Source organism: Nonomuraea sp. NPDC051191 (assembly GCF_044455665.1).
GTDB lineage: Bacteria > Actinomycetota > Actinomycetes > Streptosporangiales > Streptosporangiaceae > Nonomuraea.
The window spans coordinates 444,638-457,067 of record NZ_JBITEZ010000002.1; the positions used below are offsets into that span (position 1 = coordinate 444,638).

Annotated in this window: 10 protein-coding genes; 6 read left to right on the forward strand and 4 right to left on the reverse strand. The window is 72.1% G+C overall.

Annotated elements, in window-relative coordinates:
* Positions 1-65: 65 nt before the first annotated feature.
* Both ACIA8R_RS06660 and ACIA8R_RS06665 read left to right on the forward strand, forming a co-directional pair.
* Positions 66-2,816, forward strand: a complete 2,751-nt coding sequence (locus tag ACIA8R_RS06660) for an immune inhibitor A domain-containing protein (RefSeq protein WP_397036963.1) — start codon at positions 66-68, stop codon at positions 2,814-2,816.
* Between the two features lie 79 nt (positions 2,817-2,895).
* Positions 2,896-3,834, forward strand: a complete 939-nt coding sequence (locus ACIA8R_RS06665; RefSeq protein WP_357701098.1) for a diacylglycerol kinase family protein — start codon at positions 2,896-2,898, stop codon at positions 3,832-3,834.
* A 1-nt stretch (position 3,835) separates the two neighbouring features.
* Here ACIA8R_RS06665 and ACIA8R_RS06670 read toward each other — a convergent pair whose 3' ends face one another.
* Together ACIA8R_RS06670 and ACIA8R_RS06675 are read right to left on the reverse strand one after the other, a co-directional pair.
* Positions 3,836-4,672, reverse strand: a complete 837-nt coding sequence (locus tag ACIA8R_RS06670) for an SWIM zinc finger family protein (protein ID WP_397036965.1) — start codon at positions 4,670-4,672, stop codon at positions 3,836-3,838.
* Positions 4,673-4,674: 2 nt separating this feature from the next.
* Positions 4,675-7,587: a DEAD/DEAH box helicase gene (locus ACIA8R_RS06675; RefSeq protein ID WP_397036967.1), complete on the reverse strand. Its 2,913-nt coding sequence runs from the start codon at positions 7,585-7,587 to the stop codon at positions 4,675-4,677.
* A gap of 295 nt (positions 7,588-7,882) precedes the next feature.
* Between ACIA8R_RS06675 and ACIA8R_RS06680 the strand changes: the two genes are divergently transcribed.
* Genes ACIA8R_RS06680 through ACIA8R_RS06695 form a run of 4 tightly spaced genes read left to right on the forward strand, consistent with a single transcriptional unit; the run spans position 7,883 to position 10,279 of the window.
* The gene (locus ACIA8R_RS06680; RefSeq protein ID WP_397036969.1) at positions 7,883-8,263 is read left to right on the forward strand and encodes a phage holin family protein; all 381 of its coding nucleotides are present in this window, start codon (positions 7,883-7,885) and stop codon (positions 8,261-8,263) included.
* Positions 8,260-8,895 (forward strand): DUF3618 domain-containing protein, encoded by a 636-nt coding sequence (locus ACIA8R_RS06685; RefSeq protein ID WP_364097863.1) that lies wholly within the window; start codon positions 8,260-8,262, stop codon positions 8,893-8,895. The genes ACIA8R_RS06680 and ACIA8R_RS06685 overlap by 4 nt, the downstream gene beginning before the upstream one ends.
* A 2-nt stretch (positions 8,896-8,897) precedes the next feature.
* Positions 8,898-9,836 carry a YihY/virulence factor BrkB family protein gene (locus ACIA8R_RS06690; RefSeq protein WP_364097860.1) on the forward strand — a complete coding sequence of 313 codons (939 nt, stop codon included), beginning with the start codon at positions 8,898-8,900 and terminating at the stop codon, positions 9,834-9,836.
* Positions 9,833-10,279 (forward strand): protease inhibitor I42 family protein, encoded by a 447-nt coding sequence (locus ACIA8R_RS06695; protein WP_364097857.1) that lies wholly within the window; start codon positions 9,833-9,835, stop codon positions 10,277-10,279. Before ACIA8R_RS06690 ends, ACIA8R_RS06695 begins: the two co-directional genes overlap by 4 nt.
* Here ACIA8R_RS06695 and ACIA8R_RS06700 read toward each other — a convergent pair.
* Together ACIA8R_RS06700 and ACIA8R_RS06705 are read right to left on the reverse strand one after the other, a co-directional pair.
* Positions 10,266-10,850 (reverse strand): TetR/AcrR family transcriptional regulator, encoded by a 585-nt coding sequence (locus ACIA8R_RS06700; RefSeq protein WP_397036972.1) that lies wholly within the window; start codon positions 10,848-10,850, stop codon positions 10,266-10,268. The genes ACIA8R_RS06695 and ACIA8R_RS06700 overlap by 14 nt on opposite strands.
* Positions 10,851-10,855: 5 nt before the next feature.
* Positions 10,856-12,412 carry an MFS transporter gene (locus ACIA8R_RS06705; RefSeq protein ID WP_397036974.1) on the reverse strand — a complete coding sequence of 519 codons (1,557 nt, stop codon included), beginning with the start codon at positions 12,410-12,412 and terminating at the stop codon, positions 10,856-10,858.
* Positions 12,413-12,430 lie beyond the last annotated feature (18 nt).

The window sequence follows — 12,430 nt, forward strand, 5'->3', positions numbered from 1 at the left end:
CTAGCGTCCGGCATTGCACACCCTATGGCCATGCGCCCGGCGACCCCGGGCAGAGAGGGTACCTGGTGCCAAGCTCAAAGCGCCTGTTAGTCGCGTTCCCGGCGGTCGCCCTCCTCGGCGCCGCGCTGACCGTCCCCGCGGCCCAGGCCACGTCAGTGGCCAACTACCAGCCCACGGCGGCGGACTACTACATCAACTACGCACCTCCGCGGGTCGAGAAGGAGCCGCAGGAACCCGGGCTGAACAAGGGCAAGGCCCGCTCGCTCTCACCGGCGGAGAAGTTCGACAGGAAGTTCGTCACCGGCAACCCCGCCGCGGCCCGCGTTCTGGCCGCCCGGGAGAACCAGGCGATCAGGACCGGCCGCAACCCGGCCGAATGGATCTTCAAGAACTCCAAGCAGGTCAAGACCGCCAAGCTCCTGACCGTGCTGGTCGAGTTCAACGACCAGGCGAACGACGACTTCTCCGGCTTCAACCGGCTGCGCACGACCGACAGCGCGCCGGACGACTGCGTGGTCGAGCCGGCGGGCACGTTCAAGAACGGCCCGCTGCACAACAACATCCCCGACCCCGCGACGCTGCCGAAGAAGGACAACAACTCCTTCTGGCTCAAGGACTTCAGCACCGACCACTTCAACAAGATGCTCTACAGCGACAAGGGCATCACCGAGCGCGTGCGCAAGGACCTCAAGGACCCCCGCGACGGCAAGCCCGGCATCGACATCTCCGGCTACACGATGAAGAAGATGTACGAGGAGCTGTCCAAGGGCGCCTACTCCGTCACCGGCTCGGCCGTCGGCTGGATCAAGGCCCCGCACTCCGAGGCGTACTACGGCGCCGCGGCCTGTGGCGGCCAGCCGCAGGACATGTCGGGTCACCCCAGCAACCCGACCGGCGCGGGCCAGCTCGCCATCGACACGGTCGACGCCCTCGCCAAGGCGCAGCCGAACTTCCCGTGGGCCGACTACGACGTCGAGGACGTGGCCGACTCCGACGGTGACGGCAACTTCGACGAGCCCGACGGCGTCATCGACCACCTGGTCATGGTGCACGCCGGCAAGGACAAGTCCTCCGACGGCGGCGCCGAGGGCACCTACGCCATCTGGGCGCACTCCAGCGCGGTCGCGGGCGGCTACAAGATCCCGGGCAGCGACAAGAAGATCTCCAACTACATCGTGCAGCCCGAGGACTCCGGCGTCGGCGTCTTCGCCCACGAGTACGGCCACGACCTCGGCCTGCCCGACCTGTACGACACCAGCGGCCAGGCCAGCTCCGCGGTGGACTTCTGGGACCTGATGTCCAGCGGCTCCCACTCCGGCCCCATCTTCCAGTCCATGCCCACGCACATGGGCCTGTGGGACAAGTGGGTGCTCGGCTGGGCCAACCCGAAGACGTTCAACCCGGGTGACGCCTCCAGGATCGTCACGGTCGGACAGTCCTCGCGCACACCCAAGCTCACCGAGGACGGCGTCCGGGTGAACCTGGCCTCCACCCCGCTGAAGATGATCGACCCGCACAGCGGCACGAAGGCCTGGTGGTCCAACCTGGACCAGGACTGGGCCAACCAGACCCTGACCCGCGAGGTCCCGGTGCCCGCCGGCTCCGACGTGCGGTTCTGGATGTGGAACAACTACGAGATCGAGCAGGACTGGGACTTCGGCTTCGTGGAGGTCTCGACCGACGGCGGCCAGACGTGGAGCCAGCTCAAGGTGCGCGACGAGGCCGGCAACGAGGTCACCACGCCCGACGGCTACCCGGACCCGAACAAGAACCTCAAGACGTTCGGCAACAAGAAGTACGGGCTCACCGGTGACACCGGCGGCCAGTGGCGGCACGACTACGTCGACCTGACGCCGTACGCCGGCCAGTCCGTCAAGCTGCGTCTGGCCTACAACACCGACGCCGCCTTCGAACCGCGCGGCTGGCACGCCGACGACTTCTCGCTCACCAACGGCGGCACCACCGTCTGGAGCGACGACGTCGAGAACGGCGACAACGGCTGGAAGGCCACCGGCGGCACCTTCACCAACACCAGCGGCCAGGGCTGGACCGTCAACAACGGCTCCCGCGAGATCGCCCGCTTCTACCTCGCCGAGTGGCGCAACTTCGACGGCTTCGACAAGGGCCTGCAGTACGCCTACGACACCAACTACTCCCGCGACGGGGCGTGGAAGGTGGAGAAGGTCAAGTACAACGCGCCCGGCCTGCTGGTCTGGTACCGCGACTCGACCTTCACCAACAACTCGGTGGTCAACAACCTGACCCTGCCGCCGAGCATCGGCTCCAAGGGCAGCCTGCTGGTCGTGGACTCGCACTACGACCCGCTGCGCCGCAACGGCACCGCCGCCCAGAAGGACCCGAGCAGGCACAAGAACCTGGAAGGCCGTACGCAGTCCTCCAACGCGGCCTTCTCCTTCAACAACACCTACCCGCTGAAGGAGTGCCTGGAGGCGCCGGACGAGCCGTTCAGCGAGTACTGCTCCACCATCCCCGCGCTCAAGGGCGTGCCGAACTTCACCGACGCGAAGACCTGGGTTCCGGGCTTCGAGCTGCAGAACGGCTCGCTCTACTACCGTGACTTCGACGCCTCCACGGTGGTGCCGAGCAAGGGCGACCAGCCGTACAGCACCCGCGTGGTGCACGTGGACGGCACCCCCGCCACCGAGCTGTACGGGACCGACCTCGGCGACGGCCACGTGGCCGGCACCGGCAACCCGGGCGACGAGGGCAAGGCGCTGGGCGTGCAGTTCAAGCTGATCAGCCCGCTGCCGGGCAACCTGGGCGCCATCGTCCAGGTCGTCCCGCCGAAGAAGTAGGGCGACGAGGGGCCGCCGCATCCCGGCGGCCCCTCGTTCCAGCACGGAACGGCGGATCCAGCGCCTACGATTGATGACCATGAGCGAACTGCGCACCAAGATCGAGCACACTGAGGCGATCCGGCGGGATCGCCGGGTGGCGGTGGTGGTGAACACTCGCTCACGCCGCGGCCGCCGCCACTACTTCGAGGTCATCGAGCAGCTGCACAACCTGGGGTTCGAGCCGCTGGCCGAGCTGTCGGTCTACAACCCCAAGCGGCTGCGCGACCTGCTCGACACCGCCCTCGCCACCGACCCCGACCTGCTGATCGTGGGCGGCGGCGACGGCACCCTCTCCTCGGCCGTGCGCCACGTCGCCCACCGCGACGTGGCGCTCGGTGTGTTGCCGCTCGGCACCACCAACAACTTCGCCAGGAGCCTCGGCCTGCCGCTCGACCTGGCCGGGGCCATCAGGGTGTTCTCCACCGGCAAGGTCGCCGACATCGACCTCGGCATGGCCGGCGACCGGCCCTTCGCCAACCTGGCCAGCTTCGGCGTCTCGGTCGAGGTGGCCGGCCGGGTCAAGCCGTGGCTCAAGCGCATCGTGGGCCGTCCGGCCTACCCGATGACCGCCCTCACCGTCCTGCCGGGGCACCGGCCCTTCCGGGCGTACATCACCGTCGAGGGGCGGCGGCACGAGCTGCTCACCCACCAGCTCAACATCGCCAACGGCCGCTTCCACGGCGGCTGGCAGGTGGCCAAGGACATCAGCATCGACAACGGCATGCTGGTGGCCTACCAGCTCGGCTCCGGCAAGAAGCTGCGCCTGCTCGGCGAGACGCTGCTGCGGGCGACCACCGGCCGCTGGCGCAGCCTGGCGGGCGGCCCGTTCGTGGTCGGCCGGGAGATGCTGCTGGAGACCGACCCGCCGATGGCCGCCGACGTCGACGGCGAGGTGCGCCTGCGCACCCCGATCACGCTGCGCGTGGTGCCCAACGGCGTGCGCGTGATGGTGCCCGACTCCTTCGAGGACAACTGACTCAGCCGCCGCCCAGCGACCGGTAGGCGGGGATGAGCGCGTCCGCCAGGCCGGCGGGCGGCGGGAAGACCCGCGGCAGCAGGTCGGGCGCGTCCGCGGCCGGGCGGCGTTCGGGGCGGTGCGCGGTGGCGCCGGGCGCGTAGAAGTCGGCCAGCCGGTCGGCGAACGGCACGTCGGCCACCTCCAGCGGATCGGGCGCGGGCGGGTCGTCGGCCAGCGAGCCGAGCAGCTGCTCGCGGGTGCGCCCACGCCAGGCCAGCACCAGGAACGGGTCGTCGTCGAACGACTCGGCCAGCAGGTAGAGCACGGCCGACAGGTGCTTGCACGGGAACCCCCAGTCGGGGCACGAGCACTCCATGTCCAGGTCGCGCGGGAACAGGTCGACGCCCTGCGCGGCGAACAGCTCCTCGATCTCCACCGGCATCTCCCCGGCCAGCAGCCTGGCCCGGTGGACGGCCTGCGCCGCGACGGCCTCCTCCAGCCGCGCCCACACGTCCTCGCCGTAGGCGTCGATCCGCACCACGACGTCGTACGGCGCGGGCCGCGACCCCTGGACGGAGGCCCGTACCAGCCCTGCGGACAGGTCGATCGAGAGCACCTGGCCCTTGCGGGCGTAGGCGCGGCCCCGGCCGAGCCGGCCCTTGTCGCAGACGCGTTCCAGGATGTCCACGAAACGCCTGGACCACCAGGCCGAGCCGATGCTGCCGCGCCGCGAGCGGGCCCGCAGGCCGCCCTCGACCTCGACGGGCCCGCCGCCGTCGTACCAGTCGGGCCGGTCGGGCCGGTCGGGCCGGTTGGGCCGGTCGGGCCGGTTGGGCCGGTTGGGCCGGTTGGGCATGGTCAGGCCCCTCCCGTGAGGCGGAACACCTCGCGCAGCTCGTCGGTGGACAGGTCGGTCAGCCACTCCTCGCCGGTGCCGACCACCCGCTCGGCCAGGGCCTTCTTGCGCTCGATCATCTGGTCGACGCGCTCTTCGAGGGTGCCGACGCAGATGAGCTTGCGCACCTGGACGTTCCTGCGCTGGCCGATGCGGTAGGCGCGGTCGGTGGCCTGGTCCTCGACGGCCGGGTTCCACCAGCGGTCGACGTGGATCACGTGGCCGGCGGCCGTCAGGTTGAGCCCGACGCCGGCCGCCTTGAGCGACAGCAGGAACAACATCGGCTCGGGGTCGTGCTGGAACCGGTCGACCAGCCGGTCCCTGGTCTTCTTCGGCAGGCCGCCGTGCAGCCACAGGACCGGGCGGCCGAGCCGCTGGGCGAGGTAGGGCTGGAGCATGGTGCCGAACTCGGCGTACTGCGTGAACAGCAGCGCCTTCTCGCCCTCGGCCAGGATCTCCTCGGCCAGCTGCTCCAGCCGGGCCAGCTTGCCGGACCGGCCGGCCAGGCGGGAGCCGTCCTTGAGCAGGTGGGCCGGATGGTTGCAGACCTGCTTGAGCCGGGCCATGGCCGACAGCACCAGGCCACGCCGCTCGATGCCCTCGCTGTCGTCGATCCTGGCCAGCATGTCGTCGACGACGGCCTGGTAGAGCGTGGCCTGCTCGGGGGTGAGCGGGCACCACTCCTTGACCTCCATCTTCTCCGGCAGGTCGGAGATGACGGACCGGTCGGTCTTGAGACGGCGCAGGATGAACGGGCCGGTCGCCCGCTTCAGCGCCTCGGTGGCCTGCTCGTCCTGGTGGGCCTCGATGGGCTCCTGGAAGCGGGTGCGGAAGCGGGAACGCGGCCCGAGCAGGCCCGGATTGGCGAACTCCATGATCGACCAGAGCTCGGCGAGGTGGTTCTCGACCGGCGTGCCGGTCAGGGCCAGCCGGGTGCCGGTGGGGATCGACCGTACGGCGCGGGCCTGGAGGGTGCCGCTGTTCTTGATCGCCTGGGCCTCGTCGCACACCACCCGGCGCCACTCGTGCCCGCGCAGGGTCTCCAGGTCGCGGTGGGCGGTGCCGTACGTGGTGATCACCAGGTCGGCCCCGGCGATCCGGGCGGCGTCCCGGCCGGCGCCGTGGTGGACGTAGACCCGCAGCCCGGGGGCGAACCTGGCCGCCTCCCGCTGCCAGTTGCCCACCAGCGACATCGGGCAGACCAGCAGCGTGGGCGTGGCGGCCCGCTCGTGGACGAGCAGCGCCAGCGTGGTGACCGTCTTGCCCAGCCCCATGTCGTCGGCGAGCACCCCGCCGAGGCCCAGCTCCGACAGGAAGCTCAACCACGCCAGCCCGCGCTCCTGGTAGGGCCGCAGCACCGCGTCGAGGCCCGGCGGGGTCGCGAGCGGGACGAGCCGCCGCTCGGCCTGGCCGGACAGCAGGTCGCCGAGCACCCCGTCGGCGTCGACCTCCAGCAGCGGCAGCTCGTCGTCGCCCTGGACGATGTGACGCAGCAGGTCGGCCGCCGCCGCCTCGCCCGCGCGCACCCCCTCCACGGCCCGCAGCGCCGCCTTGAGCTGCCGGTCGTCCAGCTCCACCCATTGGCCGCGGACCCGGACCAGCGGCACCTTGAGCCTGGCCAGCTCGGCCAGCTCCGCCTCGCTGATCGTCTCCTCGCCCACGGCCAGGTCGACGCGGAAGTCGACCAGCTCGCGCAGCCCGAAGCCCTGGCTGACGGCCGCCGTCTGCGGTTTGGTCCTGGTGGTGAGCTTGAGCCCGAGCCGCGTACGGCCCGCCCAGCGCGGCAGCTGCACCCCGAACCCGGCTGCCTGGAGCAGCGGCGCGGCCTGACGCAGGAAGCCGAACGCGCCCGCCGTGTCGAGGGCCAGCTCGCTCGGCTCCGGGACGCGCAGGGCCCGGTCCAGCTCCGGGTAGAGCCGCACGGCCCGGCCGAGCCCGGCCAGCAGCTCGCGTTCCGGCCGGCCGGGCAGGCCCTTCTCGCCGCTCCAGACGCGGGCGGCGGGGACGTACAGACTGGGGTCGTCGGCGGCCTGCAACGCCAGCTCGACCCGCCAGTCGTCGCCCTCGGCCGGTTCGAGCAGGCGGAAGCACACGCGGGTGGCGCCCTCGGCCGCCGTGACGGCCGCCCGCCAGCGGTCCAGCTCCTCGCGCAGCGCGGGGTCGTCGGGGCAGGCCGGGTCGCCGGTCAGCGCGGCCAGCCACCGCTCCCGCGGCGTCCTCGGGCCGGCGACCAGGGGTGCGGCCAGGGGCGCGGCCACAGCCCGCCGGACGAGCGCGTCGGTGAACGCCTCCAGCGCCTGGAGCTGCACGACGGCGGCCGGGCGCTCGGCGGCCCAGGTGCGGCAGGCGGGCGGCATGGCGAGCGCCAGGTCGCGGAAGTAGGCGGCGTCGGCCCCGGTCGGCACGGGCCGCCACAGGGCCAGCGCGCCGCCGTCCTCGGGGCTCCCGGGAATGAGCTGGGGGACGACCCGGCCGCGGCGTACCAGGTCGCGGGCCAGGGCGGCGACGGCGGCCCAGTGGCGCACGGTGGCGGTGGCCTCGCCCGGATGCTCGTCCAGCGCCTGAAGGGCCTCGGCGGGCGGCAGGACCACCGCGGGCACCTCCCACGGCAGCAGCCGCGGCCGGACCACCTCCGTCAGCAGCCCGGTCTCCGGCGAGGGCAGCGGGCCCCTGGCCGACCCCGGCAGCAGCAGCTCCAGCACCCTGGACGGCGGCCCGCCCACCCCGAGCCCCGCCACGCCGGCGAGCTCACCCGGCGACGCGGCGAACGGATGGGGACGCGCGCCCGCCCCACGCGGCACGGCGGCGCCGGCACGACCGGGATCCTCACCCCAGAAGGCGAGCCCGTCACCCGCCCAAACCCCGTGTACCAGCACCTCGGCAGATTACCGCCGCCCGCCGGGCGGCCGATCCCGCGGCTTAGCCCAGCCGAACCCGAAGTTGTAGCATGAAGGTATGAATCCTCCCGGATCGTGGTGTGAGCGGCCCGAGCCGCAGGCTCCCTCGTGCGAGCTCCCCTCTCCGTGGAGCAGGCCGAGGCAGCCTGACAACTGGTGCGACGTGCCCAAGTCGCCGGTGGTGTCCGTCCTGGGGTTCCTGCTGAAGGCCGCCAAGAGGTAATAACCGGCGGTCAGCTGGGTAGTCGCCTTCCGCAGCGGAGGAGGCGACGTCGTGAACGATACCCACAAGCTGGTCAGTGATCTCTCCGACCAGGTCTCCAGGCTCGTCAAGGACGAACTGCGCCTGGCCAGGATGGAGCTGGCGGAGAAGGGCAAGCGCGCGGGCTTCGGCGCGGGGCTGTTCGGCGCGGCCGGGATGGCCGCGTTCTTCGGCGGTGCCGCGCTGGTGACCGCCGTCATCCTGCTCCTCGCCCTGGTCCTGCCCGCGTGGGCGGCCGCCGCGATCGTGGGGGCGGTCCTGCTCATCGCCGCCGCACTGCTCGGCCTGACCGGCAAGAACCAGGTGAAACAGGCCGGGCCGCCGGTCCCCGCGGAGACCATCGCGAGCGTCAGGGCCGATATCGACATGGTCAAGGAGAGGGCACGCCGATGAGCGAGACGGATCCCGGATACAGCGAACAGCACGCCGGTGACGTGGGCGCCCGCAGGGCGACCGTCGGCACGCCGACCGAGCGCGAGTCGATCAACGTGCCCCCGACGAGACCCGGGGCGGCGGAGAACGCCAGGCGCGCCGAGCTGGCCCGGCAGGAACACGAGACCTTCATCCCCGAGACCCCCGTGCCCGACGACCGGACCGAGGCGGTGGACAGCCGCGCGGTCGAGGAGGAGTCGTTGACCGGGGGACGCGGGGAGGACGAAGACGAAGACGAGGAGGACGACGACGTGCGAAAGAGCATCAAGGAGACCAGGAACGAACTGGGCGACACGGTGAGTGCGCTGGCCCACAAGGCCGACCTCAAGGGCCGGGCCGCCGAGGCGGCGGGCACGGCCAAGGGCAAGGTCGCCGAGGTGACCGGCGTGGCCAAGGGCAAGGCCGCGGAGGTGACCGGCGTGGCCAAGGGCAAGGCCGGCGAGGTCGCGGACAAGGTCCGCGAGGCCACCCCCCACCAGGTCAAGGACGCCGCCACGGGGGCGAGGAAGCGTCCCGTGCTGCTGATGGCCGCGGCGGCGGCGGTGACCGCCATCATCGTGCGGAGCCTCAGGAAGCGCAGCAGGACGAAGTAGGCGTGCGTTCCCCCGAAAGACCCGCTGAACTGCCGCGCAGGGCCTGGTGGAGCGTCCTCAGGAGGACCGTCGTCGAGTTCCGGAACGACGGGGTCCAGGATCTCGCGGCAGCGCTCACCTACTACGCCGTCCTGTCCATCTTCCCCGCGCTGATCGTGCTGGTTTCGGTGTTCGGGCTGCTCGGGCGGCGCGACACCGCCAGCCTGGTCGGCAACCTCGTGGTGCTGGCGCCCGACGAGGTGCGTTCCCTGATCGTGTCTGGCGTCCAGTCGGTCCAGCAGAACGCGGCCTCGGCCGGCCTGGTCGCGGTCATCGGCCTGCTGGTCGCGCTCTGGTCGGCGTCGGGCTACATCGGCGCCTTCATCCGGGCCGGCAACACCATCTACGACATCGACGAAGGACGCCCGTTCTGGAAGGTGACCCCGCTCCGGATCGGGCTCACCGTGCTGGCCACCGTCCTGCTGGCGCTCGGCGCGATCTCCGTCGCACTGACCGGCGACCTGGCCAGGACCGTCGGCAGGGCGCTCGGCCTGGGCAGCGCGCTGGTGACCGCCTGGGACATCGTGAAATGGCCGGTGCTCGCGCTCGTCGCGGCCGGGCTGATCATGGTGCTCTACTGGGCCGCGCCGAACGTGCGCCAGCCGGGCGTGCGCTGGATCAGCCCCGGCGGGCTGCTCGCCGTGGTGCTCTGGGTCGTCGTCTCCGGCGGCTTCGCCCTGTACGTGGCCAACTTCGGCTCCTACGGCAAGACCTACGGCACGCTGGCCAGTGTCGTGGTGTTCCTGATCTGGCTGTGGTTGTCGAACATGGCCCTGCTGCTGGGCGCCGAACTGGACGCCGAGCTGATCAGGGAACGCCGGATCGCCGAGGGGGAGCCCGCCGAGCGGGAGCCGTACGTGGAGCCCCGGGACCCGCCGAAGGCGGATAGCCTGCCGGAGTGAAGCGTGGGAGGTTCGTCGTCGCGATCGCCCTGTTGACGTCGGTGTCGACATCGGGCCTGGTGGCCGGCTGCGGCGACGGCTCGGCGGTCAGCGACTTCGGCACGGTGGTCAAGGGCGCCAAGGGCACCACCGTGCGCGCCGAGCTGCGCGCCGGGCAGCGGTTCTCGCTGGCAGTGCCGGACAACCCGTCGGTGGGCGACAACTGGCGGCTGGTGGCGGTGCCCGACGCCAAGGTGGCCTCCTACATCAGCGAGGAGCGCAAGAGCGCCGGCGAGGGCCCCGGCAGCGGCGGCACCGCCTACTTCGTCTTCAACACCAAGAGCCCGGGCAGCGCCCGGATCACGCTGCGCGACTGCTGGCGCTGCGGGCAGGGCTCGACGCCGCCCGACGAGGCGAGCAGGCGGCAGTCGGGCGAGGCGGTCTTCGAGATCACCGTGCGCTGAGCACGGCGCGGCACAGCACGTCGAGCGTGGTCGTCGTGACCACGTCGGCGTCGGTGTCGGCGCCCGCGGCCAGGCGGCGCTGGCCCTCGCCCAGGATGCTCCACCCCAGGTGGGCCACCAGGTCGGGATGCGGCTGCCCGGCCTCGGCGAGCAGGCCGCGCAGCGGCTCGATCATCGTCTCGTGCAGCTGGTCGAGCCGGTGCCGGCACTCGCCGGGCAGGTCGACCGAGGCCACCGCGCGCAGCAGCGCGTAGTCGGGGCTGGTCACGAACGCCAGCGACACGGTGCCGAAGGCGCGCACCCGCTCCTCCAGGCCGCCGTCGCGGGTGGCCGTGACGAGCCGTTCGGCCCACCGGGGGATCGCGTCCTCCACGAGCTGGGACAGGATGTCGGCGGTGGAGGAGAAGTAGCGGTAGACGCTGGAGCGGGCCAGCCCGACCCGCGCGCCCACGGCCGCGGGGGTGAGCCCGGCCGGGCCCTCGGCCACCAGGATCTCCATGGCGGCCGCCAGCAGGGCCGCGTGCTGGCTGGCCCGATGGTCGGCCACCGTCGCCGCGCTGATCCTCGGCACCGGGCTCACTCCTCCTCGCGTCGTCTCCTCCCAGTATCGGGCAGCAGGAACGTCGCCCCGACGCCGCCGAACAGCACGATGCCGGTCACGATCGTGACCCGGCGGGTGGCGTCCGCGCCCGCCGCGACCGCGGCGGCGTGGTCGGCGGGCTCCCTGATCGCCGCGATGGCCGCGCCGCCGCTCTCCCGTACGGCGTGCCCGAGGGCGGGCTTGTCCGGCAGGCGTTCGGCCATCGCCGCGTCCAGGCCGGTGACCAGGACGGCGCCCAGCACCGCGATGCCGACGGCGGCGCCCAGTTGGCGGATCGTGCTCTGGAGCCCGGAGGCCACCCCCGAGCGGCGGGCGGGGACGTCGGCGAGCATCACGTTCGGGAGCTGGGCCGAGGCGAAGCCGACGCCGACTCCGTACAGGACGAGCCAGGGGACCAGCGTCCACGGGCCGAGCGAGGGGGAGACGGCCAGGCCGATGGCGATCGCGCCGGCGGCCTCCAGCACGAGCCCCAGCCGCACGATCAGCCTGGGCGCCAGGTTGAGCCGGGGGACGACGCCGCCCGCCAGGAACGTGCCCCCGGCCAGCGAGGCGATGATCAGGCCTGTGGTGAACGGGGTGAACCCCATGGCCGCCTGGAGGAACAGCGGCAGCACCAGGATCAGGCCGAACTCGCCCAGCGTGATGATCATCGCGGCGGCGCCGCCGTACCTGAAGGAGGGGATGGAGAACAGGGACAGGTCCAGCACGACCGGGCGGCCGGCCCGCGCCCGCGCCCGCTCGACCAGCAGCAGCGCCACCAGCGCGAGCACCGCGAGCGCGAAGGCGAACGGGATCGGCGAGACGCCGCCGAGCGGCCAGGTCCATCCGAACAGGGTGGCCTCGCCGGTCGGCGTGAACCAGCCGTAGCGCTGGCCCTCGATCAGCCCGAACACCAGCGCGGCCGGGCCGATCACCGACAGCAGCACGCCGGGGACGTCCGAGCCGCCCGCCGCCGGGTCCTTCGACTCGGGCACCTTTGCCGCGCCGAGCAGCACGAGCAGGCCGATCGGCAGGTTCACCCAGAACGCCCACCGCCAGCCGAAGTCGGTCACCACCCAGCCGCCGAGCAGCGGGCCGAGCGCGGCCATGCCGCCGATGATCGAGCCCCAGACGGCGAAGGCGATCGTCCGGCGCGAGCCCGTGTAGAGGGAGTTGATGATCGCCAGCGTCATCGGGACGACCATGGACGCCCCCACTCCCTGGACGACCCGGGCGGCGATGAGCAGCGCGCCGGTCGGCGCGGAGGCGGCCAGCATGCTCGCGGCCAGGAACACCACCAGCCCGGCGGCGAACATCCGGCGCCTGCCGTGCACGTCGCCGGTCCGGCCGAGGGGGATGAGCAGGGCGGCGAAGGCCAGCGAGTAGATCGAGTTCACCCATTCGACGTCCGTGGCCGACAGCCCCAGATCGCCCATGATCGCGGGGACGGCGACGTTCACGATCGTCGCGTCGATGATGATCATCGACATCCCGACGCCGAGCACGAACAGCGGGAGCCAGCTCTGCCGGGTCCGCTCATTTAGCGACACCATGTCCCTAAACATAGCAAC

Bases quoted from the DNA above. Each gene is read 5' to 3' on its own strand.
- ACIA8R_RS06665 (WP_357701098.1), top strand. From the start codon at position 2,896: ATGAGCGAACTGCGCACCAAGATCGAGCACACTGAGGCGATCCGGCGG.
- ACIA8R_RS06670 (WP_397036965.1), bottom strand. From the start codon at position 4,672: ATGCCCAACCGGCCCAACCGGCCCAACCGGCCCGACCGGCCCAACCGG.
- ACIA8R_RS06685 (WP_364097863.1), top strand. From the start codon at position 8,260: ATGAGCGAGACGGATCCCGGATACAGCGAACAGCACGCCGGTGACGTG.
- ACIA8R_RS06705 (WP_397036974.1), bottom strand. From the start codon at position 12,412: ATGGTGTCGCTAAATGAGCGGACCCGGCAGAGCTGGCTCCCGCTGTTC.